24 protein-coding genes are annotated in these 24,804 nt (G+C 34.8%); 20 read left to right on the forward strand and 4 right to left on the reverse strand.

Annotated features, from left to right (window positions below; translation table 11 throughout):
• Nucleotides 1-61: 61 nt before the first annotated feature.
• The 3 genes from mvaD to rocF all read left to right on the forward strand — a co-directional run bounded on the left by mvaD (nt 62) and on the right by rocF (nt 3,201).
• Complete coding sequence (gene mvaD, locus FHP05_RS10655) at nt 62-1,039, forward strand: diphosphomevalonate decarboxylase (RefSeq protein ID WP_147668071.1); 978 nt, start codon at nt 62-64, stop codon at nt 1,037-1,039.
• Nucleotides 1,040-1,052: 13 nt separating this feature from the next.
• Complete coding sequence (locus FHP05_RS10660) at nt 1,053-2,153, forward strand: phosphomevalonate kinase (protein WP_147668073.1); 1,101 nt, start codon at nt 1,053-1,055, stop codon at nt 2,151-2,153.
• 145 nt (nt 2,154-2,298) lie between these two features.
• Entirely contained in the window at nt 2,299-3,201 is a 903-nt protein-coding gene (gene rocF, locus FHP05_RS10665; protein ID WP_147668075.1) for an arginase, read from the forward strand.
• A 65-nt stretch (nt 3,202-3,266) separates the two neighbouring features.
• Here the strand turns inward: rocF and FHP05_RS10670 are convergent, their stop codons facing one another.
• The gene (locus FHP05_RS10670; protein WP_147668077.1) at nt 3,267-3,440 is read right to left on the reverse strand and encodes an aspartyl-phosphate phosphatase Spo0E family protein; all 174 of its coding nucleotides are present in this window, start codon (nt 3,438-3,440) and stop codon (nt 3,267-3,269) included.
• 275 nt (nt 3,441-3,715) lie between these two features.
• Here FHP05_RS10670 and sigW point away from each other — a divergent pair, with 275 nt between their 5' ends.
• The 11 genes from sigW to FHP05_RS10725 all read left to right on the forward strand — a co-directional run bounded on the left by sigW (nt 3,716) and on the right by FHP05_RS10725 (nt 15,136).
• Nucleotides 3,716-4,279, forward strand: a complete 564-nt coding sequence (gene sigW, locus FHP05_RS10675; RefSeq protein WP_147668079.1) for an RNA polymerase sigma factor SigW — start codon at nt 3,716-3,718, stop codon at nt 4,277-4,279.
• A gap of 13 nt (nt 4,280-4,292) precedes the next feature.
• Complete coding sequence (locus FHP05_RS10680; protein WP_147668081.1) at nt 4,293-4,946, forward strand: zf-HC2 domain-containing protein; 654 nt, start codon at nt 4,293-4,295, stop codon at nt 4,944-4,946.
• A 381-nt stretch (nt 4,947-5,327) separates the two neighbouring features.
• Nucleotides 5,328-6,152: a diadenylate cyclase CdaA gene (gene cdaA / locus FHP05_RS10685; RefSeq protein WP_147668083.1), complete on the forward strand. Its 825-nt coding sequence runs from the start codon at nt 5,328-5,330 to the stop codon at nt 6,150-6,152.
• Complete coding sequence (locus tag FHP05_RS10690; protein WP_147668085.1) at nt 6,145-7,365, forward strand: CdaR family protein; 1,221 nt, start codon at nt 6,145-6,147, stop codon at nt 7,363-7,365. Before cdaA ends, FHP05_RS10690 begins: the two co-directional genes overlap by 8 nt.
• A gap of 76 nt (nt 7,366-7,441) precedes the next feature.
• Nucleotides 7,442-8,788: a phosphoglucosamine mutase gene (gene glmM / locus FHP05_RS10695; RefSeq protein ID WP_147668087.1), complete on the forward strand. Its 1,347-nt coding sequence runs from the start codon at nt 7,442-7,444 to the stop codon at nt 8,786-8,788.
• A 98-nt stretch (nt 8,789-8,886) separates the two neighbouring features.
• Nucleotides 8,887-9,561 carry a response regulator transcription factor gene (locus FHP05_RS10700; RefSeq protein ID WP_147668089.1) on the forward strand — a complete coding sequence of 225 codons (675 nt, stop codon included), beginning with the start codon at nt 8,887-8,889 and terminating at the stop codon, nt 9,559-9,561.
• Nucleotides 9,562-9,570: 9 nt separating this feature from the next.
• On the forward strand, nt 9,571-10,950 hold the full coding sequence (locus FHP05_RS10705) for a sensor histidine kinase (RefSeq protein ID WP_147668091.1): 1,380 nt from the start codon (nt 9,571-9,573) through the stop codon (nt 10,948-10,950).
• 113 nt (nt 10,951-11,063) lie between these two features.
• The gene (locus FHP05_RS10710) at nt 11,064-12,578 is read left to right on the forward strand and encodes a spore germination protein (protein ID WP_191126326.1); all 1,515 of its coding nucleotides are present in this window, start codon (nt 11,064-11,066) and stop codon (nt 12,576-12,578) included.
• 19 nt (nt 12,579-12,597) lie between these two features.
• On the forward strand, nt 12,598-13,788 hold the full coding sequence (locus FHP05_RS10715; protein ID WP_147668095.1) for a Ger(x)C family spore germination protein: 1,191 nt from the start codon (nt 12,598-12,600) through the stop codon (nt 13,786-13,788).
• A 1-nt stretch (nt 13,789) separates the two neighbouring features.
• A complete protein-coding gene (locus FHP05_RS10720; protein WP_147668096.1) occupies nt 13,790-14,020 on the forward strand; it encodes a hypothetical protein in 231 nt (76 codons plus the stop codon).
• Nucleotides 14,021-14,032: 12 nt separating this feature from the next.
• A complete protein-coding gene (locus FHP05_RS10725; protein ID WP_147668098.1) occupies nt 14,033-15,136 on the forward strand; it encodes a GerAB/ArcD/ProY family transporter in 1,104 nt (367 codons plus the stop codon).
• Between the two features lie 63 nt (nt 15,137-15,199).
• On the opposite strand, the gene FHP05_RS10730 is transcribed toward FHP05_RS10725, so the two are convergent.
• A complete protein-coding gene (locus FHP05_RS10730; RefSeq protein ID WP_147668100.1) occupies nt 15,200-16,780 on the reverse strand; it encodes a peptide chain release factor 3 in 1,581 nt (526 codons plus the stop codon).
• A gap of 313 nt (nt 16,781-17,093) precedes the next feature.
• Here FHP05_RS10730 and FHP05_RS10735 point away from each other — a divergent pair, with 313 nt between their 5' ends.
• From FHP05_RS10735 to FHP05_RS10760, 6 genes are all read left to right on the forward strand, one after another.
• The gene (locus FHP05_RS10735; protein ID WP_147668102.1) at nt 17,094-17,765 is read left to right on the forward strand and encodes a peroxiredoxin; all 672 of its coding nucleotides are present in this window, start codon (nt 17,094-17,096) and stop codon (nt 17,763-17,765) included.
• A gap of 12 nt (nt 17,766-17,777) precedes the next feature.
• Nucleotides 17,778-17,978 carry a hypothetical protein gene (locus FHP05_RS10740; RefSeq protein ID WP_147668104.1) on the forward strand — a complete coding sequence of 67 codons (201 nt, stop codon included), beginning with the start codon at nt 17,778-17,780 and terminating at the stop codon, nt 17,976-17,978.
• A gap of 185 nt (nt 17,979-18,163) precedes the next feature.
• Nucleotides 18,164-18,565: an NUDIX hydrolase gene (locus FHP05_RS10745; protein ID WP_147668106.1), complete on the forward strand. Its 402-nt coding sequence runs from the start codon at nt 18,164-18,166 to the stop codon at nt 18,563-18,565.
• Between the two features lie 103 nt (nt 18,566-18,668).
• Nucleotides 18,669-20,429 carry an aminodeoxychorismate synthase component I gene (gene pabB / locus FHP05_RS10750; protein WP_147668108.1) on the forward strand — a complete coding sequence of 587 codons (1,761 nt, stop codon included), beginning with the start codon at nt 18,669-18,671 and terminating at the stop codon, nt 20,427-20,429.
• A 159-nt stretch (nt 20,430-20,588) separates the two neighbouring features.
• Nucleotides 20,589-21,119 (forward strand): GrpB family protein, encoded by a 531-nt coding sequence (locus tag FHP05_RS10755; protein ID WP_147668110.1) that lies wholly within the window; start codon nt 20,589-20,591, stop codon nt 21,117-21,119.
• 88 nt (nt 21,120-21,207) lie between these two features.
• On the forward strand, nt 21,208-21,891 hold the full coding sequence (locus FHP05_RS10760) for an RluA family pseudouridine synthase (RefSeq protein WP_147668112.1): 684 nt from the start codon (nt 21,208-21,210) through the stop codon (nt 21,889-21,891).
• Nucleotides 21,892-21,949: 58 nt separating this feature from the next.
• Here FHP05_RS10760 and FHP05_RS10765 read toward each other — a convergent pair whose 3' ends face one another.
• Entirely contained in the window at nt 21,950-22,840 is an 891-nt protein-coding gene (locus FHP05_RS10765) for a putative RNA methyltransferase (RefSeq protein WP_147668114.1), read from the reverse strand.
• 60 nt (nt 22,841-22,900) lie between these two features.
• Entirely contained in the window at nt 22,901-24,646 is a 1,746-nt protein-coding gene (locus tag FHP05_RS10770) for an ABC transporter ATP-binding protein (RefSeq protein ID WP_191126327.1), read from the reverse strand.
• Nucleotides 24,647-24,804: the final 158 nt, after the last annotated feature.

Here is a 24,804-nt window from a genome sequence, read left to right on the forward strand (position 1 = left end):
GAAAAAGCAGGTGACGATTCCCCTGCTTTTTCCACGAATAAGGGTGTAAAGGAGATAGGAAATGAAAGCGACAGCTAAAGCGCATACAAATATCGCTTTGATTAAATATTGGGGAAAGCGTGATGAAGCATTAATTTTACCAACAAATAATAGTCTTTCCCTTACACTTGATGGTTTTTATACAACAACAACTGTTGAATTTCGAGAAGAATTGACACAAGATATTTTTTATCTAAATGATGAGTGTATCAGTGGTATTCCATATACCCGTGTAAGCCAGTTTTTAGATTTGATTCGGGACATAGCTAAAAAGCCTAACCTTTTTGCACAAGTGAAGTCTACAAATCACGTACCAACTGCAGCAGGCTTTGCTTCTTCTGCCTCTGGTTTTGCAGCTTTAGCATCAGCAGGTTCCCAAGCAATTGGTTTAACATTAAATGATCAGGAACTATCACGATTGACAAGACGTGGTTCAGGGTCTGCTTGTCGTTCTATTTATGGTGGTTTTGCCGAATGGGATAAAGGAGAAAAAGAAGATGGATCTGATTCCTTTGCTGTACCAATTGCTCCCCAAGATTATTGGGATATTCGTGTTGCTGCAGTTGTGCTGCATGCCGATATGAAGAAGGTCTCTAGTCGTGTCGGGATGAAACGAACAGTAGACACGTCACCATTCTTTAAAGGTTGGGTAGATAGTATCCCTCAAGATTTAAAGCAGATTAAATCAGGAATTTCAGAGCGTGATTTTGAAAAAGTTGGTTCTGTTGCAGAAGCAAATTGTTTAAAAATGCATGCGACAACGTTAGGAGCAAACCCACCATTTACATATTGGCATGATACAACATTTACTGTGATGCAACATGTTCAAATGTTACGGAAAAAAGGAATTCCAGCCTATTTTACAATTGATGCAGGTCCAAATGTGAAGGTACTTTATTTACCAGAAAACGAAGAACAGATAAAGCAAGAATTAGAAAGTATTCCTGGTGTAACAGATGTCATTCTAAGTAAATCAGGTCAGGGAATAACCTATATATAAAGGGTGAAAGAGTTTGTCTACATCAATTTTGACGATTAAAACTCCTGGGAAACTGAATATAGCAGGAGAATTTGCGGTCCTCGAGCCGTATAAAAAGATGGCTACAATGGCTGTTGATCGGTTTGTTTATACGACAATTTTATCCAATAATAAATGTCTATTATCATTGGATAATTTCGATCTTTTAAACGTGGAATGGACATTTACAAAACAAAATGTTCATATAATGTCAGAAGATAAGCGAGTTTCTTTTGTAGAGAGTGCGATGTCGATTGCAATTCGCTACTTAGAAGAAAATAAATTTTCTTGGAGTCCATTTAAATTATCCGTAAATAGTGAGCTTGCTGACAAATCTGGGGTAAAGTACGGTCTTGGATCAAGTGCCGCTGTTTCTGTGTCTGTCATTACGGCAATTTTACATAAATTTCTACAAAAGAAGCCAGACCCTTCTTTAATTTTCCGTTTGGCAGCTATTTCCCATGCAAAAACACAGGGAAACGGCTCGGGGGCAGACGTTGCAGCATCTTCCTTTGGTGGGGTGATTGAGTATTCTTCTTTTCAAGCATACTGGTTAAATGAAGTATATCAATCAACAGATCAAGTAATTGAATTAGTTAAAAGAGATTGGCCATTTTTGTCGATTCGTCCCATTCAAATTCCAGATCATGTTTATATATGTATTGGCTGGACAGGAAAGCCTGCATCAACACCGAAACTTGTCGATAAAGTGCTCCAATTAAAACAAGATAATCCGACAAAATTTGCCCACTTTTTAACCGAGAGTGAGCAGGCTGTGGAGAAATTTATGAACGGAATGCAGGCAAGTGATATTCCACTTATTCTAGAGGGAATTAAGCAAAACAGAATGGCGCTCCGCACAGTAGGACAAAATGCAAATGTGGAAATAGAAACACCATCATTAAGTAAATTATGTGATTTAGCTGAATTGCATGGTGGAGCCGGAAAGCCTTCTGGGGCAGGTGGCGGAGATAGTGGAATTGCATTTATGCCATCTGAAAGTAGTGCAAAAGCACTTATGAAAGCATGGGAACAAGAAGGAATTAAGCCACTAGATTTAAAAATAAGTACTTCTGGCTCAATAATCTTGGAATAATTGTTTATTTCATACTAAAAATCAGGGGAATTCAGCCCTGATTTTTTATTTTCAAAAAAAACAACATGTATATATATACAGAAAATTGTAGAGTTGAGTCAGTCCTATTAATTCCGCTAAAATAAATGAGAAGGGGGTATTTTCTATGAATAAAAAAATATCAATCATTGGAGTTCCGATTGATTATGGACAAAGTCGTCGAGGAGTTGATATGGGTCCGAGTGCAATTCGCTATGCCGGGGTGTCTGATCGACTTGAAAAATTAAATTATGTTGTCAATGATTTAGGAGATGTACCTGTAACGCAATTAGAACAGTATAAGAAAAAGAATACGGATAATCTAAATAATTTAGAACAAGTTATTGAAATAAATGAAAACGTTGCCAAAACGGTGGATCAAGAAATGCAAAATGATTATTTTCCTCTAATCTTAGGTGGGGATCATAGCATGGCATTAGGAACCATAGCTGGAGTGGCGAAGCATTATCAAAGTCTAGGTGTTATCTGGTATGATGCACATGGTGATTTAAATACAAATGAAACATCACCATCTGGAAATATTCATGGGATGCCACTTGCAGCCACATTAGGAATCGGTCATGATAGATTAATTAATATTTATGGATATACACCAAAAGTTAAACCAGAGAACATTGTAGTTATTGGAGCACGGGATTTGGATGATGGTGAAAAAGAGTTAATTAAAAAGGAAAATATTAAAGTATATACTATGCATGAAATTGATCGAATGGGGATGCCAAAAGTAATAGAGGAGACCATTTCCTACTTGAAAGAACGAACAGATGGAGTTCATTTGAGTTTGGATTTAGATGGGTTAGACCCAAGTGAAGCACCGGGGGTTGGCACACCAGTTATTGGCGGCTTATCATACAGAGAAAGCCGTTTAGCAATGGAGATGCTCTATGAGTCTAATATAGTCACTTCAGCTGAATTTGTTGAAGTAAACCCGATTCTGGATGAAAAAAATAAAACCGCTAGATTGGCGGTAGGTCTCATCGGTTCTCTATTTGGTGAAAAATTAAAATAATCAATCTCTTATTTAAAAAACATCTGGCTAACGGATGTTTTTTTATATGAAAAATAAAAAGGAAGTCAGTATTCTATGTTTCCTTTTTGACTTGACATGTTTTCTTGTAATTGGTTTAATAGTTTATCGAGCTCTTTGCTTATTTTTATAACAGTATTAGAAGTAAAAGCGTGATTTGCACTTACAGCAATCATCTTTGCGCGGCACTGTTCAATTTCTTTTAATAATATTTGTGTCATCACACTGTCCCCCCTATCCAATATCATATATTATGTAATTATCCGATTTTTTTCAAGAATAAACACTTTATTTTATAAAAAGATTTAAAATCAGTGATGTTCGTCACATGTTTTAGTGTTAAAATTATACTAAAGACTTATTTAAATTGAATCAATGTAAAATATGGCGGTAGATATCATCCGTTTATTAACTTTCATAAATCATTATTTTTTTGAAACCTTTCAAGAAGGTAATTCGTATTAATATTACCGCATGATAAGCGGAGGTACTTTAAATGGACTATATGATTAGAGATAAGATAAAAAAAGTAAAAAAAGGTGATCAATCTGCTTATGAAGATATTGTTGTCCTGTTTCAAAGCAGAATATACCATCATTGTTATCGAATGTTAGGTAATGCACACGAGGCGGAGGATATAGCGCAAGAAGCATTTATACGAGCGTATGTAAATATTCACTCGTATGATGATAAACGAAAATTCTCAACATGGTTGTATCGTATTGCCACGAATTTAACCATTGATAGAATCCGAAAACGAAAACCGGATTATTTCCTGGATGCGGAGATTAAAGGAACAGAAGGATTAAACATGTATTCGCAATTAGCAACGAAAGACCGTTTACCTGAAGAGGAAGTTCAGGGAATGGAATTACAACATCATATTTATCAGGAGATTGCGAATCTCTCACCTATTTATCGTAGTATTATTACATTACGTTATTTAGAGGAGTTTTCACTAAAAGAAATTAGTGAAATTATGGATCTCCCACTAGGAACTGTTAAAACGCGAATTCATCGAGGTAGAGAAGCTTTACGGAAAAAGCTTCGTCACGTGTAAAGGAGTGATCCACTTGGATTGTAAAAATGAAGTGGTTGAATTAATGCATGAATATTTAGATGGGGATATAACAAAAGAAGATGAAACCAAGTTAGGCAAGCATTTAGAAGGATGTAAAGCTTGTCAACAACATTTTCATGAGCTAAAAAACACGATTACCTTAATTAAAAGTACAGTTGAGACAAAAGAGGTACCACCAAAATTCACGGAGAATGTCATGAAAAATCTCCCAACAGAGAAGAAACGTGTAAAATATATGCGTTGGTTCCGGGCACATCCAGTTCTTACAGCAGCTGCCATTTTTTTCGTCTTTTTATTTAGTGGGATATTATCCACATGGCATCAAGATACTAGGTTAGTTGTTTCAAAACAGGAAGATTTAATTATTAAGGGAGATACCGTTATTGTACCAGAGGGTGTAACGGTCGAAGGTGATTTGGTTGTGAAAAATGGTAACTTAAAAATAGATGGAACGGTAGATGGAAAGGTAACTTTAATAAAAGGAAAATTAATTCAAGAGGACTCAGATGAAGTATTGGATGGGGAAAACCTTATGGCCTCTGCAGGAGAAGTGAATGGGGAATTTGAAAGTGTTAACAAAGTCTTTGAGTGGATTTGGTATAGTTTCAAAAGTCTAGTTGAAGGTATCTTCTCTTTTGATTCTTAGATTTGATGATGTGATAAGTGTCTAATAATGTATGTCAAACCTGGTATGTATCATACCGGGTTTTTTTCAATAAAAGCTAGATGCGCACTGGTCTTCTATCGGCTAAATGAATCCACATTCCTGGTTTTCATCAATTTTAGGTATTCATACCATCAAAAGGTCATATATACATAAAAGAAAAAGAATTAGAAATTAGCTTTTTATTACGTTCATTTTTGTAAAGAAAAAGATAATTTAGGTAAAAACTTCTTATTGTAAATTCCTTAATTTAGGGAAGTAAATGAAAACTTAAAATTTCCCGTATGAGGTTAGTCATATAGGCATTTTGTGGTATAATAAGTAATATTACATATGAAAATACAAAATAAAGGATGTGTGAACATGCTTGATGGGGAACTAAATATATTAAACCTATTAAAGATTGTAATTGATATCGGCCTCGTCTGGTATGTTTTATATAAATTAATCATGCTAATTAGAGGTACGAAGGCAATTCAGTTATTAAAAGGGATTGTTGTTGTCATTATTGTACGCTTAATTAGTATGTTTTTTGATTTACAAACAATTCAATGGTTGACAAAGCAGGCATTGGAATGGGGTTTTTTAGTTATTATTATCCTATTTCAGCCAGAACTTAGAAGGGCATTGGAACAGCTAGGAAGAGGTAATATTTTTGTAAGAAGTTCCAAGTCAGAGGAAGAGATTTTAGACACCATTATTGATGATATTGGTAAAGCTTGTAGCTATATGGCCAAACGGCGAATTGGTGCATTAATTACGATTGAAAGAGAAACTGGAATTGGGGAATACACCGAAACAGGTATACCAATTAATGGGAATTTAACCCATCAGTTATTGACGAATATTTTTACACCGAATACCCCATTACATGATGGTGCTGTTATCATAAAAAACGAGAAAATTATAGCTGCGGCATGTTATTTACCATTATCTGAAAGCCCACTTATTTCGAAAGAATTGGGAACGAGACACCGGGCCGCAATGGGTATTAGTGAAGTAACAGATGCTTTAACGATTGTTGTTTCTGAAGAGACTGGCCAGATTTCTACGACGAAAAATGGTGAATTAAATCGGGAATTAGATGAAGAACAATTAAAAATCATTTTACGAGATAATTTATTCTTGAATTTAAAATCCCCTGAAAAGAGCAAAGCATGGAAATGGAGGGGAAAAAAGGATGGATAATTGGTTCCAAAGTAAATGGTTTGTTCGGGCAGTAGCTTTAGTAATGGCTGTTTCCTTGTATTTTGTTGTTTATACAGAAGAGGAACCTACATCAAGGGATGTTGACTTTTTTGGTAACACGGACGAGACAGAGATAATGGAAGATGTACCTGTCAATGTTCGTATCGATACGGAAAAGTTTGTTGTAAGTGGTGTTCCAGAAACCGTTTCTGTAACTGTCGAAGGCTCAAATAGTGTCGTAAAAAGAATTATTAAACAGCGAAACTTTGATATATATGTTGATTTAACAAAGCTTGGAGAAGGTGAACATACGGTTGAAATAAAGTATGAAAATATTCCAGAAGAATTAGATGTATTTATTGAACCAAAAACAATTGACGTTATTATTGAGGAGCGTTCAACGAAGAATTTCAAGGTGAATGTTGACTTTATTAATCAAGATCAGTTACCAGTGGGTTATGAATTAGGCGAATATAGTGTCGAACCAGAAGAGGTCGCGATTACAAGTTCAAAAAGTGTTGTTGATAAAATTTCCTTGGTAAAAGTATTTGTAAATGTTGCTGGCTTAGAAGAATCAATCAAAAATCGTGAAGTACCAATCAAAGTATATGATAGTCAAGGAAATGAATTAAGAGTTCGAATTGAGCCGGAAAGCGTGCTTGTCTCTGCTGATGTAATTAATCCTAGTAAAGTAGTGCCTGTCATGGTTAAAACAAAAGGGAAACTTCCAGATGGATATACGCTTACATCGATGAAGGCAAATGTAGAAGAAGTAGAGATATTTGGTACAACAAAGAAACTATCGGAAATAAATGAAGTCGTCGCAGAACTCGATTTATCAGAAGTAAAGAAATCTGACACTGTCCGTACAAAATTGAATTTACCAGAAGGTGTAGTTGCCCCAGAATTAGAGCAACTAGAAGTTTCTATTGAATTAGAACAAGAAAAGGTCATTAAGGAAGTACCAGTGAATGTTCTTCATTTAGAAGAAGGACAAACAATTGAGTTTAATCAACCAAAAGAAGAAAAAATAAATATTTCGATTGAAGGTAATGAATCAGCTATCAGGGAGATTACGAAAGAAGATTTACGTGTCTTGATTGATTTAGAAGGTCTAGATGAAGGGGAGCATCGTGTTCCTATAGAAGTAGAAGGGCCAGAGAAAGTGACGATTAAACCAGAATATGATGATATTACAGTTGAAATTAAATAGGAATTGATTTACTTCATTCAAACCAAGGAATATTCCCTGTTTGTTAAAGAGGAAAGTAAAAAAAGGAGAGGAAGAAATGGTTAAATTATTTGGTACAGACGGCGTACGAGGTGTTGCAAATGATGAATTAACGCCTGAGCTAGCTTTTAAATTAGGACGTTTTGGCGGATATGTACTTTCGAAGGATTCGACAAAACCGAAATTTTTAGTTGGTAGAGATACACGTGTCTCTGGACATATGCTAGAAGCTGCGCTTGTTGCTGGTCTGCTATCGATTGGTGCCGAAGTGATGCGACTTGGAGTGATTACAACACCAGGAGTGGCTTACTTAACGAAGGCTACAAGTTCACAAGGAGGTATTATGATTTCTGCCTCTCATAATCCTGTAGAAGATAATGGTATTAAATTTTTTGGCCCAGATGGCTTTAAACTACTTGATAATCAAGAGGATGAAATTGAAAATTTAGTGAAGGCTGAGGAAGATAGTCTCCCGCGCCCTGTAGGTGAAGATGTTGGTATTGTAGGTAATTATTTTGAAGGCAGTCAGAAGTATCTTTCTTATTTAAAAGATACAGTCGAACATGACTTTGCAGGTATGAAAATTGCTCTTGATTGTGCACATGGTTCAGCATCAAGTCTTGCAACACATTTATTTGCTGATTTGGAAGCAGACACATTTACAATTGGTTCATCACCGACTGGCTTAAATATTAATGATAATTGCGGCTCAACACATCCAGAAGCATTACAACAATTCGTCCTTGAAAAAGAGGCAGATATCGGTCTAGCTTTTGATGGAGATGGGGACCGGCTAATTGCTGTGGATGAACAAGGAAATCTGGTAGATGGCGATAAGATTATGTTTATTTGTGGAAAATACATGAATGACAAAGGTTTCTTAAACCATCATACGGTTGTTTCTACTGTTATGAGTAATATCGGGTTTTACAAAGCCTTGGAAGAACATGGTATGAAAAGTGATCAAACTTCTGTTGGAGATCGTTATGTAATGGAAGAAATGCGAAAAGGTGGATATAATCTAGGTGGAGAACAATCTGGGCATATCATTTTCCTAGACCATATTACAACAGGTGATGGCTTATTATCTGCATTACAACTTGTTAATGTTATGAAGGATACGAATAAATCTCTTTCTGAGCTTGCTTCTGAAATGCAAGTATATCCACAAGTATTAAAAAATGTAAAAGTTGTAGATAAACACGAAGTAATGAATAATCAGCAAGTATTGGAAGCGATACAGGAAGTTGAGGCAGAACTAGGAGAAGATGGTCGAGTACTTGTAAGACCTTCAGGAACGGAACCACTTCTACGTGTTATGGTAGAAGCAGAAACAGAGGAACAATGTGAGAAATATGCAGACCAAATTGCAACGATTATTGACAAATTATTTGGTTTTAAATAATGTTTTAAAAACTGTCCATTCGTCTACTAGACATGGGCAGTTTTTTTAACTAATATGAAGCATGTAAAGAAACAAACCCATCATAGGAGCTGATAGTCATGTTAACGATTTTGGTTGTTGATGATGATCAACATATCCGTGAGTTATTGCGCTTTTATTTACAAAAAGAAGGTTATAAAGTACAAGAAGCAGAGGATGGACTACAAGCAAAAGCAATTTTGGAAAAAGAAAATATTCATGTTGCATTAGTAGATATAATGATGCCGAATATGGATGGGTATACTTTATGTGAAGAAATACGAAGCCTCTATAATATTCCAATCATGATGATTACTGCAAAAGGAGAAATTACAGATAAAGAAAAAGCTTATACCCTAGGAACAGATGATTATATTGTAAAACCGTTTGAACCAAAGGAAGTTTTGTTTCGTATAAAAGCATTATTACGTCGATTTCAAATGGTTAATGAAGATGTGATTCGAATTGGAAAAATCATTATTAATCGTCATAATTATGAAGTCGAAGTAGGAGAAAAGACAATGGTTCTTCCCTTAAAGGAATTTGAATTACTTGCTCAATTAGCAAATTATCCAAATCGATTGTTTACAAGGGAACAATTAATCGCTTTGGTCTGGGGGATAGATTTCACTGGAAATGACCGAACAGTAGATGTGCATATTAAACGATTACGAGAACGATTTTCTAGCAAAGATCATGGATTTGTTATTAAAACAGTAAGAGGTTTAGGATATAAATTGGAAGAAACGAATTAGGAGGTCCATATGCGTACCCTATATGTTCGGATTATTATGATGACAATGGTGATTATGATTGGAAGTGCAATCATAGCCTTTGTCGTGACAAATCTGTATTATCACCATTCTTTAAAACCTAAAAATGACCAAAAAATCACCAAAATTGCTGAAAATGTGGCAGAAATTTATGATGAAAGTCGTTTTGAAGATATTCGTGATTATTTATCCACATTAACAGTTTTAGGTTACCAATTTTATATAGTAGATGATCAAGGAAATGGTGAGCTTTTAGGCGCACCATTTCGGAAGTATAATATAACGAAAAAAGATGTGGAAAAGGTTATTTCTGGGGAAACATACCATGGAATTCGGGATAACTCCTGGAAATTATTTGTGACTGGTTTTTTTGATAATGAATTAAAAAATACAATCGGTGTCCCTATCCAGCGAAAAGGCGAAGTGTTGGCCTTGTTTGTTCGTCCAAATACGGTCCAGCAATTTGGAGAGATGCGTTTCTTTTTAGCAGTGGCAGTAATAGTCATGTTAATTGTTAGCTTTTTATTAATTCTTACGAGTACTTCTTTTATTGTACGTCCAATAAAAAAGCTTACAGAAGCAACAAAGAAAATAGCAGCTGGAAACTATCATGTAAAATTAAATGTAAAACGTCGTGATGAAATTGGGCGCCTTGCGAATGATTTTTCTAAAATGAGTGATAGTTTGGCTAAAACGGAAGAGAGTAGGCAGGAATTTGTTTCTAATGTATCCCATGAGATTCAATCACCATTAACATCTATTCAAGGGTTCTCACAGGCATTGCGAGAAGAAGATTTACCAGAAGAGATGCGTCACCATTACTTGTCAATTATAGAAAAAGAAAGTAAGCGTCTGTCTGCCTTAAGTAAACAATTATTGACTCTTTCTTTTTTAGATAGAGAGACAGATCACAAGGAAAAAATACCTTTTGATATTGCGGAACAGATAAAAGAAGCCGTATCTTCGACAGAATGGCAATGGCGTCAAAAGGAAATAACCATTGAAATGGATATTTCAAGGTCGATTATTGAAGGAAACCCTCGTCTCATGCAGCTTGTTTGGATTAATTTAATAACCAATGCTATTCGTTATACAAATAACTATGGAACAATTGAAATTATTACAATGAATGATAAACAGAATGTCACCATTCTAGTAAAAGATACTGGAATTGGGATAAGTAAACAGGATATCCCTCATCTATTTGAGCGCTTTTATAAAGTAGATAAAGCCCGAACACGTAAGGATAATAGTACAGGGTTAGGTCTTTCTATTGTGAAGAAAATTATTGAAATCCATCGTGGTACCATTATGGTGGAGAGTGAACTTGGGAAAGGAACGGTATTACAAGTGACTTTACCGAGAGAATAACATATAGATAACAGACTTATGGCGATTATTCCATAAGTCTTTTTTATGTATAACGTATCTTTTTTGAAGCAACCTAACGAGGAATATGGATTTTAACAATGGGGGTACTTACCTTGCGTTTCTTTAGAAGAAAAAAATATACTAAATCTTTTTTATCCAACCAAAAGAGAAACCAAAAAAAGGTAAGCTCTTTTCAGTCATTGGAAGAAATTAAACAGGAATTTAAACAATATTTTGGTGAACAAGAGGGGATAATTTATAGAAAAATTATACTTCCACATATAAATCAAAAGAAATGCTTACTTATCTTCATTAGTGAAATTACAAACCAGGACTATATTTCCGACCAAATAATTCAACCAATAAAAACAATGAAAAAGCATGAGGTAACTTCTTTTATAGCATATTTGGAAGAAAATATATTGACAACAGGAGATATTTCAACATCGAATGAAATTACGACACTTTTTGATAATTTATTAATGGGTAAAGCACTTTTATTTATTGAGGAGGAACAAGAGGCCTTATCCATTTCTGTTGATGAATGGAAAGGTCGTTCCGTAGAGGAATCCCCAGCAGAAACGGCTGTGAGAGGTCCAAGAGAAAGTTTTACAGAAAATATGAACGTAAATAAGGCATTGATTAGAAAAAGAATAAAGTCAAATAAATTACGCTTTAAATCAACCCGTGTGGGAAAATACACGCAAACAAATGTTAGCATTGTTTTTATTCAAGGAATTGCGAAAAAATCTTTAGTAAAAGAAATAGAAAAAAGAATAAATAAAATTGATTTAGATGGTGTGGTTGGTAGTAATATAATTGGGGAAAAAATAATAGAACAACCGTATGCCATTTTACCAACTGTTGGAAATACAGAAAGAACAGATTCAGCTGCTGCATTCTTATTAGAAGGAAAGGTTCTTATTATTGTTGATGGGACACCCTTTTTGCTGGTCTTACCAGTTGCTATGACGCATTTTTTCCAAACAGCTGAGGATTACTATTCACAGTCCATTTCTGCAAGCCTCATCCGTATATTACGCTTTTTTGCATTTTTAATTACATTATACGCTCCTTCTATTTATATTGCCTTAACTACTTTTCATCAGGAAATGATTCCAACAATGGCTGTCTCAAATATTGCGGCACAAAGGGAGGGAGTACCGTTTCCAGCATTTTTAGAGGCATTTATGATGGAAGTAACATTTGAGATATTACGAGAAGCTGGGGTAAGGATGCCAAAAATGGTTGGCCAAGCGGTATCTGTCGTTGGAGCTATCGTTATTGGTCAGGCCGCTGTTGATGCTGGATTTGTTTCAGCTGCAATGGTAATTGTTGTTGCTATTACAGCAATAGCTAGTTTTGTAATACCTAGTTATAATATGGCTAATTCTGTTCGTATATTACGTTTTATTATGATGATTTTTGCAGGGAGTTTCGGTTTTTATGGCATTATGATTAGTACATTTATGATTGTTATCCATTTAAGTAGTTTACAGTCATTTGGAATGATTTACACAGCACCAATTTCTCCCTTTTATAAACGCGATCAGAAAGACACATTTATTCGACTTATACGTACGACCTTTTCATCAAAAGGAAAGGCATTAAAAGAAAATAAAGAGTAATCCTTAGGGGGTGTTCATCATGAAACGATTATTTTTCATTTTCATTTGTTTATTTTTGTTGACAAGCTGTTGGAGCAGAAGAGAATTTAATGAGCTTTCCATTGCATATGGCTTAGGTATTGATAAGGAAGATGGAGAATATATAGTATCAGCACAGGTAATTAATCCAGAACAAATATCAGGCCAAAGCCAGCAGTCACAGGGTGGTGGATCCAGTTCCCCCGTTCTTTTATATGAAGAAAGAGGTAAGACATTATTACATACCATTCGAAAAATGTCGAAAACATCTCCAAGAAAAATTTATGTAGCCCACTTATATATTTTAGTAATTGGAGAGAAACTTGCTAAAGAGGGATTGGGTGACACACTTGATTTCTTGTATCGAGATGAGGAATTTCGTAATAATTTTTACATCATTATTGCAAAAGATAGTAAAGCAAGAGATATTTTATCGACAGCAACTCCATTTTCTGTTTCTCCATCGGAGGAAATTTTTAATCGACTTCAATATTCTAACAAGAATTATAGTCCTACAAAAGCAACATATATAAAGGAATTTATTACGAAAACTTTAACTGATGGAGTAGAGCCTGTTGTTCCAAGTATCCTATATAGGAAGCCAAATCAGTCTGGAGAAAAGGATAAATCTGTGCCGGAGCCATCCTTACCAACAGGTAATGCAGCCGCTTTCCACAATGATAAATTAATTGGTTGGCTAAATGAAAATCAAGCGGATACGTATAATATTATTACGAACAATGTAGAAAGTGGTATTTATGAAATTAAATGTGATGAAGAAGAAAAGAATAGTAGCTTAGAATCGTATTACACAAAGACGGAAATAAAACCAATATATAAAGAAGGGCCAAAAATAGAACTTCAAATAGAAATGCGCGGAACAATTTCGGAATTAAATTGTAATCGAGATATAGATACAGAGGGATATCGTCAAATGGAAAAGAAATTTGCTGCTGATTTTGAAAAACGGTTATCGGATAATATAAAAGATATTCAAGAGGATATTGGAGTCGATATTTTTGGTTTTGGTCGTGAATTTTATCGAAAAAAACCAAAAATATGGAAGAAGTATAAGGATAATTGGAATGAAGTTTTTAAAACAATGGAAATTGATGTGAATGTTACTCTACAGATTACTAATACGGATACAATAGAGAATTCGTATTTAAATAAATTACGTGGGGGAAATTAATATGCCATTGTTTATAGCGATTGTATCAATCAGCATTATCCTCTTTTTTGATACGGATGAATTAAAAAAGGAAGGGATAAAAGAAAGGAAGATCTACTTTGCTACTCTATTTCTTTATTCCATCTTGAGTATATTAGAGTGGGTGGTTGGGATGGAGAGGATTCAGTTATTGAGATGGATTTATGACAAACTTGCTTTTATTGAGCAAATTTATTTGTTCTTAGAAAAATAAGGAGGGATTTATTTGCAGCTCGAAAAAATTGGTTCGCAGCAATTCTTTGTTATGGCACTACTTTATACGGTGGGGAATGCGATTCTTCTGATTCCGCATCCAGTCATTAAATTCGCAAAACAGGATGCATGGATTTCCTCTTTATTTGCATTGTTGTTTGGTTTATTTTTAGTTTATATATATTTAAAGATATACAGTTTTTTTCCCGGATATACTTATACACAAATACTGGAACATACATTTGGATTGTTTTTTGGGAAATTACTTGCAATTTTTACATTGGTTAGTTTTCATCTATTACTACTGATTGTTATTATCCGAGGGTTTGCAGATTTTATTGTTGCTCATCTTTTGAATGAAACACCGGTAAGGGCGATTATCGTCTTATTATTTATTACGATGGCATATGCGGTGAAACAAGGTATGGAAGTGATTGCTAGAACAGCACAAATTCTTGTTCCTATTGCAATTTTTTTCTTCTTATTTTCAATGATTTTTCTATTAAAGGAGGGGAGTATAGAAAATTTCCTACCAGTAACAGTGAATGGTTGGATACCAATTGTTAGAGGGGCAATACCAAATCTCGGGTTCCCTTTTATGGATGTATTTGTACTAGTGATATTATTCAACTATGTGACACCAAGAGAAAAGCTTGGAAAATCGCTATATTTAGGTGTTTTTATAGGGGGAATGATGGTAGTTATTGCCATCTTTTACTCTATTTTTGTGCTTGGGGTGGAATATTCAGCAACAAAGATTTATATTCCTTATGTATTAGGTGCACAAATTAAAATAGGTGATTTTATTCAGCGGGTTGAGGTTATCATTGCAAGTATATGGATTATTTCAACCTTTATCAAAATATGCATTATACTGCTTACACTTGTTATTGGTACGAAGCATGTGTTTCGGACGAAAGGGTATCGAATTTTCGTATTACCGACTGCTTTACTAGCTATTTCCCTATTAGATGTTTTTATAGCTGATAGAAGTTATTGGGATATTGTTGAAAAAATCTGGCCATTCTATGCATCTATATTTACAGTGATTATCCCAATTGTTGTTTTACTTATAAATGGAGTAAAAAAAGTTATAAATGGTAAAGAGTCTACATAATGGTTTTTAGAATGGAATGAAAAAAACCATTATGTAATTGATACAAAATGGTTATTAATGTGGTTATTGAATTTGATTATATTGATTGACATCAAATAAATCAATCAATTCTATTTTCGGATGCTTATCTTGAAACCATCTTAATGAAAAGTCATTTTTAAATAATACAAGATTATTGTCTTCCCGATCACGAACAAGCATATTACGTTCATCAAATAGAGAATCATCTACTTGTTCTTTCTTTAACCATCGTGGGATTCTTTCACCAATGGATTCAAATAATACGTCTACATGATACTCCTCTTTCATGCGGGCTTGAAATACTTCAAACTGTAATTCACCAACAGCCCCAAGGATGTATTCTTCTGTTCGATTCCTTTTGAATAATTGAATGGCACCCTCTTGGACAAGTTGTTCGATCCCTTTTTTATATTGCTTTGATTTCATGACATTTTTTGCAGTTACTTTCTTAAATATTTCTGGTGGGAACTTCGGTAATTCATCATATTCGAAAGCTTGTTTTCCTTCAATTAGTGTATCACCAATTCGATAAATATTTGGATCATAAATTCCAATAATATCTCCAGCATATGCCTCTTCAACTGTTTCCCTGGAAGATGCAATAAATTGTTGTGACTGTGATAGTTTCATGTTTTTACCAGTTCTTGCTAACTGTACACTCATTCCACGTTCAAATTTCCCAGAACAAACGCGAATAAATGCAACACGATCACGATGTGCTGGATTCATGTTTGCTTGAATTTTAAAGATAAACCCGGAGAAGTCCGAATTGTTTGGCTGGATAATTCCCTCTGTCGATTTTCTTGGTCCTGGTGGTGGGGCCATGGTAAGAAATGTATTGAAAAATACTTCTACACCAAAAGGGGCGATTGCACTACCGAAAAAGACCGGTGTTTGCTCCCCGGCTAAAACATCCTCTAATGAAAATTCATTTCCTGCTTCCTCCACCAACTGAAGTGTTTCCTCTGCTTCTTGGAACGTTGGATTGGAAGATATATCCTGATATTCATTTAGTTCTTCAAAAGGAATGTATGTTTCTTCTTCATTTCCTTTAAATTGTACAAATTGTTTACCATAGCGGTCAAACACACCTAAAAACTGTTTACCCATTCCGGCAGGCCAATTCATTGGATATGTTTGAATGTTTAAGATGTCTTCGATTTCATCTAATAATTCAAATGAGTCTCTTCCTTCCCGATCCAATTTATTAATAAATGTAAAGATGGGGATACCTCGCATCCGGGCAACTTTAAATAATTTAATGGTTTGTGGTTCAATCCCTTTTGTCGAATCTATAATCATGACAACACTGTCTACAGCTGTCAGTGTTCGATACGTATCTTCACTAAAATCTTCATGACCTGGTGTATCTAAGATATTAACTTGATAGTTCTTATATGGAAAATTCATCACACTAGATGTAATGGAGATACCTCTTTGCTTTTCAATGTCCATCCAATCAGAGGTAGCGAATTTTCCTGATTTTTTTCCTTTCACTGTACCTGCTGATCGAATAAGATTTCCATACAGAAGTAATTTCTCAGTTAAGGTCGTTTTTCCGGCGTCTGGATGCGAAATAATCGCAAATGTACGCCGTTTTGCAATTTCATCTTGAATTGTCATTATAAAAAATCCCTTCTTATTTTATATTATTTTGTATGATTGGTTTTAATAAGGGACTTTGTATCACATGGCACTAATTCTCCTTTATTGATATTCTTAACGAAGGAATACTAAAAAAATAGCATGATTCTTATATACATGTCAATAAACTGTTAATATTCTTCCCGTTTTAACAGGAACTTATAGGGTAATATGGTATGTGAAGGTATAAATAAATATATTCATTGTCCAAGTCATTATGTTTGACTATATACCGGGTGGTGTATATACTAAAGTTGTTAATTAAAATAATTATTATTTAGGAGGAGTTACAATGAGTGAAATAAACAATGTATCAGAAGAAAAAGTAGAAGTAAGATCCTTACCAAGGATTGGTTCGAAGGCGCCTGATTTTGAAGCAGTGACAACACATGGTACGATTAAACTTTCAGATTATAAAGATAGTTGGCTCATTCTCTTTTCTCATCCTACAGACTTTACACCGGTATGTACAACTGAATTTGTTGGTTTTCAAAAGATATATCCTCAATTACGCGAAATGAATACAGAATTATTAGGTTTAAGTATTGATAGTGTACATTCCCATATTGCCTGGGTACGTAATATTAAAAAGAATTTTGATGTCGATATTGAATTCCCAGTCATTGCAGATTTGGACATGAATGTTGCTGGAAAATACGGTATGATCATGCCTGAAGAAAGCTCTACAGAAGCATCAAGAGCAGTATTTGTGATTGATGATAAACAAGTAGTTCGAGCAATTATTTATTATCCACTTTCAACAGGTCGTAATATGGACGAGATGGTTCGTCTTGTAACAGCATTACAGGCTACAGACAAACATAGTATTGCAACACCAGCTGACTGGAAGAAAGGCGATAAGGTAATTGTTCCACCTGCAACTACAACAGAATTAGCAGAAGAACGTGCGAATGATGACAGCTTGGAATGTATTGACTGGTATCTCTGTAAAAAAGATTTATAAGGAGTTGGACAAATGACCTGTGTAAATGATAAAGGACAACTCAGTCCCACACAACGGAAATTATTAGAGGTAATTGATAATAACTCCTTATCCATTGAGAAAATATCTGAACAAACAGGACTTCCAATGTTTAAAGTGCGTAGTAATTTACGTGAGATGAACCAAAATGGTATTATTTTGGAACAAGATGGGTTGTATCGTATAAATCCATAATTTATATAAAGTAATGAAATGAATTAAGAAAGGACTGCCCTTTTGATTTGCTTCAATTGGGCAGTCCTTTTTTTATTTCGCCCATAGCTGCATTAATATTCTCGCAGAATGAAGTTTCTTTTTAGAAATCTATTGTTTAGCAATAAGTATGATAAAATAACATCATAGAAGAAAGGGAGATAAATATGGTTAACAACATACCACGAGTAGGTGTTGGTGCTGTTATTCTTAATGAGAAACAAAGTCATGTGTTACTTGTATTACGTAAAAAAGCCCCAGAAGCAGGGTATTGGAGTTTACCTGGTGGGAAAGTTGAATTTATGGAAACCATTGAACATGCTGTTAAACGCGAAATAAAAGAAGAACTAGGAGTAGACATCCATCTCGAAAATCTATTATGTGTAACGAATCATTTGTTGCCAAATGAGCAAACGCATTGGGTCGCGCCGACTTTTATTTCAACGATTCATTCTGGGATAGTTCGCAATATGGAACCAGATAAATTAGGCGATGTCCAATGGTTCCCCTTGGAAAATTTGCCACAAAAGATAACCATGACGACAAAAAATGCCTTCAAATATATATAATAAATGAAGAAGAATAAAAAACATACTTATTTGAAAATCCATTTTGACGAAAAAAGCAGTGGTAATATCATTTTTGAAGTTATAGAAGGAGAACGAAAAGCCAATGAACCAGGAAAAACAAAACCAAGTATATTTACATTTTGAATTTGCTGATGGTGAAAAAACTATCACTCCCGTCATTTTTACTCAACCTAAGGAAATTATTGTAGCAAATAAGGTGGAGGAAGTATATCAAGCACTGGAAAGGGTGCAGCAAGCTGTAGACTCTGGTTTCTATGCTGCAGGATATGTGGCATATGAAGCAGCAGCTGCATTTCATCCTACATATAACACAATTAATAGCAATTTACACCAGCCACTCGTTTGGTTTGGTATCTTCGATCGAATTACCAATCAATCGTTACACTCAAGAATGGATTATCGTTTAAGTAATTGGATCCCTAATATAAGTAAACAAGTATATAAAGAAAAATTTTCAACCATTCAACAACACCTTCGTAAAAAGGCTACCAATCAGGTGAACTATACGATTCGAATGCACGCTCATTTCGAAGGGGATGCGTTTTCATTTTATGAACAATTAAAACGGGCACAAGCAGCAAATTATACTTGCTACGTCCAAACAGAGGAACATCATATTGTATCCGCTTCTCCGGAATTATTTTTCCGTATAAAAGAAGGAAAAGTCATTACCCGACCTATGGCAGGTACAGCTAAACGAGGAAAGACACATGAGGAAGATAAGAAGAATCGAGAAGCTTTACGCCAATCAGAAAAAAATAAAGTAGAAAATAAATTGATTGTCGATTTATTATGTAAAGATTTGGAGCATGTTGCTAAGAAAGGTACAGTGAAAATACCACAACTATATGAAATCGAACAATACCCAACCGTTTTTCAAATGACTTCTACAGTAACAGCAGATTTGAAAACAGACTCCCATCTAACAGATATTTTCCAGGCCCTATTCCCTTCAGCATCTATGACAGGGGATCCGAAAGATAAGACAATGGAAATTATTAGGGAAGTAGAGACTTCCCCACGTGGTGTCTACAGTGGTGCGATTGGATATATTACCCCTCAACAGGAAGCGGTATTCAATGTACCAATTCGAACAGTTGTTATTCATGATGAAACAGGTCATGCGGAATATGGAGTTGGTGGAGGAATAACGATAAATTCTACATCGGATGATGAGTATGATGAAATTTTGACAAAAGCAGCAGTGCTGAAAGACAAACGGTCAACATTTCAATTACTAGAAAGTATGCGATTGGAGAATGGGGAGTATTTTCTTTTTGAAGAACATTTGAATCGGCTTGTTAACTCTTCGCAATATTTTAAAATACCAATAGAAATGAAGTATATAATAAACGTCTTAGATGATTACGCAAATAAACATACAGTAGGTGTTCAGAAGGTTCGGTTACTTGTTTCAGAAACAGGATCTGTTCAAGTAGAAGGCGAAGAAATTAGTTTGGCTAAAAGCACCTCACGTCCTGTAACAATTGCCACATCACCAATTATGAAAGAGGATATTTTCCTATATCATAAAACAACGAATCGAAGTGTTTATGAAAATCATAAGGTAACAGAGCAAGATATCTATGATACGCTACTTTGGAATGAAGAGAATGAATTAACGGAATTTACGAATGGAAATCTTGTTGTCGAATGGGGTGGGAGCTATTACACCCCACCTGTTTCATGTGGTTTATTGCCAGGTACATTTCGCTCCTATTTGTTAAAAGAGCAAATAATTGAAGAAAAGATTTTGAAGAAAAACGATTTAGGAAAATTTACCCGTATTTGGTTTATTAACAGTGTAAGAAAATGGGTTCCGATACATATCATTGGATTGTAGAAGTAGTCGAGGTCCTCTAATTAAAAAGGAACGAACCTTTATGGTTTCGTTCCTTTTACTATGTCTATTATATCATAATATTCCTACTATTTATAGACTGTTTCTTATCTAGGGTAGGTGCTAACATAAGGTTTATAAATGGAGAAAGGGTGTTGTAAGGTGGAGTTAGGATTAAAGCGAGATGAAGTGCGATTAGTAGATTATACCCCCAAGTGGAAGGATGAATTCCAAAACGTAAAGAAAGAGATTATTGAAAGTTTGCATCTAAAAGAAGAGCAGGTGGAGCATATCGGAAGTACATCGATTCACAACATGCCAGCAAAACCCATTATAGATATTGTGGTAGGGGTAGACGATTTAGCAGGAGTTGACGACGATGTTATTACAGGATTAAAATGTATTGGTTTTTTGCGACTTCGAGTAGAGCGTCCCAACGAAATTGTCTTTGCTAGATTTAAAGATGATACGTATATGGAAAAAACACATTATATACATCTAACGGACTATCAAGGCGAACTTTGGCATAATTTACTTTTTTTCAGGAACTTTTTAAATGAAAATGAACTGGCGAGATTAGAATATAGACAGTTGAAAGAAGCTTATGTCAGCCAGTTTTCTACGGGAATAAAGCAATATACAGATTACAAAGAGAAGTTTGTTAGGGATATCTGTGCAAAAGGAAAAAGATAAAATCAGTAAGTCCATTATGAACACTTCTAAAATCGGTCTGATAATCTATGTTATGATGGAGTTATTATCATGAAGGAGATCGTTATGTATGGATATTCCAATTATTTATGAAGATAATCATTTGTTAATTGTAGAAAAACCTGTTAATGTACCTGTTCAACAAGATCGGTCGAAGGATAAAGACCTGCTATCTCTATTGAAGCAGGACATTAAAGTACGCTTTAATAAGCCTGGAAATGTTTATTTAGGGCTTGTTCATCGATTGGATAGACCAGTTGGTGGAGTGATGGTATTTGCGAAGACTTCTAAAGCGGCATCCCGACTATCTGATGTAATTCGGAGGCAGGACTTTGGTAAGAAATATTTGGCCATTGTACGTGGAGCACCGAAGAAAAGAGAGGATACATTAACCAATTATTTAGTAAAAGACCGGCGCAAAAATATTGTTTATACGACTTCTGCGAAAAACAAAGATGCAAAAAAGGCAGTATTAGATTATCATGTGCTTGGTCAAAAGGATGGACTAAGCCTTATTTCTATTCAGTTACACACAGGAAGGCCACATCAGATTCGTGTTCAATTTGCAGAAATAGGATGTCCACTTTATGGTGATCAAAAATATGGACAACATGTCAATCAACCAGGGGAACAAATCGCTTTATGGTCAGCTTCCATTTCATTTGACCATCCAACAAAAAAAGATAGACTGGAATTTACATCCAAACCACCAAAAGCGTATCCATGGATCATGTGGTCCGATATTATTTCATGAATATGTACAGGGTGGAAAGTTGGGGTTAAATAAGGTCAAATAAATTCTGCAATGGAATTTATTTGACTCCTACTAGTATATCTAAATCAACAGTAATTTTCTTTTCATTTATTTCTTTTAAAAAAGCATCCATTCTTTCTTTTGAAATATTCCAAGTTAGTGGTGTCATATGAAGAAGTGACTTCATTGTTTGACGGGAAAGGATAGTCGTATAAGTAAGTCTAAACCGTTCATTTAAATGGAAATGCTTTTGAAAATGGTTGACCGTCTTTTCATTCGAATATGTTTTTAAATTCTCTTTCTCTATAAAAGCTTCTCTTAATTCTTTTAAGTAATTACTCTGTGGGATGACTTTAATTAATAGCCCATTTGTTTTTAATAATCTTTCAAACGCTTCATAATTTGACGGTGACAGGATATTTAAAATAACAGCAAATTGTTCATCTTTAAATGGTGCATTTGCGATATCTGCAACAGCCCAAATGTGATCTCTTTCTTGTTTTGTTGCTTCAATTATTCCCTCTTTCGAAAGATCAATTCCAATACCTATTAGCTCTTTCTTGGTTTGCGATTGAATAATTTTACAAATTGAGGATAAATGAGAGCCTTCTCCACACCCCATATCGACTACAGTGAATGTTTCTGGATAATCATTCAAATGGTCTATAATAATTTCAGAAACCTTCTGTAGCAAAGGATTAAAAAATTTGTTTTCTTGCATTACTTCTTTCCTGGCTTGGAAAAGTTGTTTATCGTATTTTGTTTTTGCTTGTTTTGTTGCTAAATTTACATATCCCTGCTTTGCGATATTAAAGTCATGATTGTTCAAACAGACAAGGCTTTGTAAGTTCTTTACCTGGATTGAAGCATGACATATCGGACAACGAAATAAGCGTGAAAATTTGTCCATATATGTCGCAGCTTTTACACGCTTACTTTGTTTTTTCATAGGAAATTCCTCCATCTATTTGTAATATAAATACGCCTCAATAAGAAGCGCATTTATATTTTAAGTTAATTGTTGCTCTGAAAATTCACGGTATAGTGGATGCTTTTTTATTAATTCGTCATGTGTACCTGCACCAGTTATTCTACCCTGATCAATAAAGATAATTTTATCTGCATCGATTATCGTTGATAGCCGGTGTGCAATAACAAATGTAGTACGCCCTTTCATTAGGCGAGATAAAGCCTCTTGTACAACTCCCTCTGATTGACTATCTAAACTAGCTGTTGCCTCATCCATCATTAAAATTTTGGGGTCTCGTAAAAAGGCACGTGCAATTGCAATTCGTTGTCTTTGACCACCAGATAGCTTAACACCACGTTCTCCAACTTCTGTATCGAGTCCTGATGGAAATTCTTTAATAAACTGATCAGCATAGGCAGATTTCGCTACTTTCCACAATTGTTTGTCTGATATCTGTTCATCCTCTAGACCGTAACATAAATTATCACGAATGGTTCCAGCCATCATCGGACTATCTTGGGAAACATAGCCGATTTGACTACGCCATGATTGTAATGATAGTTGATGAATTGGCGTGTCGCCGATTAATATATCCCCACGCTCTGGTTCATAATAACGTTCTAATAGACCGAACATGGTTGTTTTTCCACTTCCACTAGGACCTGCAAAGGCAATCATTTCTCCTGGATTCGCATGAAAAGAAATATCTTGTAATACAGGATTTTCATCTTGGTATGAAAAAGAAACATGCTTTACCGTGATTGGCTGATTTGAAATGTCCAAATCTAGACCATCTTGTCCATTCTCGAGTGGTTTCTCGAGAATTTCAATAATCCGTTCTGTTGCTCCTTTTGCTTTTTGGAGATTGGTAAAAAACATGGCAAAGGATGTTATTGGCATAATAATTTGGAAAAGATATAGTAAAAAGGCAACCAATTCTCCAGTTGACATCGTATTACTAGCAACACGCATGCCGCCATATGAAATGATAATGACGATGACAACCATCATGATTAAGTTCATGAGTGGTCCAATAAAGGCATAAATTTTCGCTTCTTTAAAACCGAGATTTAATAATTTACTTATTCCTTGATATCCCTTTTTCTTTTCCGTTTTTTCTGCATTGGAAGCTTTCATTAAGCGAATTTCTCCAAGTGTTTGTTGGACATCTCCAGTAAATACCGCTGTTTCATCTTGCATTCGTCTCGATATTTTTCCCATCCTTCGACCAAGCGGGATCATAATAAAAATGGTTACTGGAACAGATAAAAGCATAATCAGCGTCATTTTCCAATCTAAAACAAATAAAATAATGACCGCACCAATGATGGAAATAATCCCGGAAATAAATTGTGGGAAATGATCGGAAACTAAATCCTTCACAACACTTGTATCATTAACAACGCGACTAACCGTTTTTCCACTGGATGTCGTATCAAAATATTTAACTGGTAGTCGAATGAGTTTATTCCACATCTTTTCGCGAAGCTGGGCAACAATTTTATGTCCGACAGCAGCTAACCAATACATGGAAAGACCATTTATAATGGCTTGAATAATAAATATGATCCCAATAGCTATAATCATATTAACTTGAAGCATATTAATTGAAAAATGATCAACTAAGTTTTTCGTTAACAAAGGGACAACCAGACCGGTTAAGGTAGTTATCACACTTCCAATTAACCCACCAATCAACATGAGTTTGGGAATTTCTGTTGATAGTATAAGTGAGAAAAAAGGTTTTAAACTCATATTTTTATTGTTTGATTTTGCTTGTGTCATATGTAAATACTCCTAAAAAATATATTTCTCATTTATGAATAGTATACTATTTTAGCTGGTATTGCGAAATTATATGGTTCATTTCGTTGATTATTGCGAAGATATTTTTTTTCAAAACTAGGGTACATCCTCTTCACTTTAATTGTTCCTAGAACTCC

This window comes from Cerasibacillus terrae, assembly GCF_008039555.1.
In the GTDB taxonomy this organism is placed as follows: Bacteria; Bacillota; Bacilli; order Bacillales; family Amphibacillaceae; genus Cerasibacillus; species Cerasibacillus terrae.

Coding starts and splice junctions, on each gene's coding strand:
- FHP05_RS10735 (WP_147668102.1), top strand. CDS start 17,094: ATGAGTGAAATAAACAATGTATCAGAAGAAAAAGTAGAAGTAAGATCC.
- FHP05_RS10760 (WP_147668112.1), top strand. CDS start 21,208: ATGGATATTCCAATTATTTATGAAGATAATCATTTGTTAATTGTAGAA.
- mvaD (WP_147668071.1), top strand. CDS start 62: ATGAAAGCGACAGCTAAAGCGCATACAAATATCGCTTTGATTAAATAT.
- FHP05_RS10670 (WP_147668077.1), bottom strand. CDS start 3,440: ATGACACAAATATTATTAAAAGAAATTGAACAGTGCCGCGCAAAGATG.
- FHP05_RS10730 (WP_147668100.1), bottom strand. CDS start 16,780: ATGACAATTCAAGATGAAATTGCAAAACGGCGTACATTTGCGATTATT.
- rocF (WP_147668075.1), top strand. CDS start 2,299: ATGAATAAAAAAATATCAATCATTGGAGTTCCGATTGATTATGGACAA.
- FHP05_RS10720 (WP_147668096.1), top strand. CDS start 13,790: ATGCCATTGTTTATAGCGATTGTATCAATCAGCATTATCCTCTTTTTT.
- FHP05_RS10740 (WP_147668104.1), top strand. CDS start 17,778: ATGACCTGTGTAAATGATAAAGGACAACTCAGTCCCACACAACGGAAA.
- FHP05_RS10700 (WP_147668089.1), top strand. CDS start 8,887: ATGTTAACGATTTTGGTTGTTGATGATGATCAACATATCCGTGAGTTA.
- glmM (WP_147668087.1), top strand. CDS start 7,442: ATGGTTAAATTATTTGGTACAGACGGCGTACGAGGTGTTGCAAATGAT.
- FHP05_RS10715 (WP_147668095.1), top strand. CDS start 12,598: ATGAAACGATTATTTTTCATTTTCATTTGTTTATTTTTGTTGACAAGC.
- sigW (WP_147668079.1), top strand. CDS start 3,716: ATGGACTATATGATTAGAGATAAGATAAAAAAAGTAAAAAAAGGTGAT.
- FHP05_RS10705 (WP_147668091.1), top strand. CDS start 9,571: ATGCGTACCCTATATGTTCGGATTATTATGATGACAATGGTGATTATG.
- FHP05_RS10690 (WP_147668085.1), top strand. CDS start 6,145: ATGGATAATTGGTTCCAAAGTAAATGGTTTGTTCGGGCAGTAGCTTTA.
- FHP05_RS10765 (WP_147668114.1), bottom strand. CDS start 22,840: ATGAAAAAACAAAGTAAGCGTGTAAAAGCTGCGACATATATGGACAAA.
- FHP05_RS10745 (WP_147668106.1), top strand. CDS start 18,164: ATGGTTAACAACATACCACGAGTAGGTGTTGGTGCTGTTATTCTTAAT.
- cdaA (WP_147668083.1), top strand. CDS start 5,328: ATGCTTGATGGGGAACTAAATATATTAAACCTATTAAAGATTGTAATT.
- FHP05_RS10770 (WP_191126327.1), bottom strand. CDS start 24,646: ATGACACAAGCAAAATCAAACAATAAAAATATGAGTTTAAAACCTTTT.
- pabB (WP_147668108.1), top strand. CDS start 18,669: ATGAACCAGGAAAAACAAAACCAAGTATATTTACATTTTGAATTTGCT.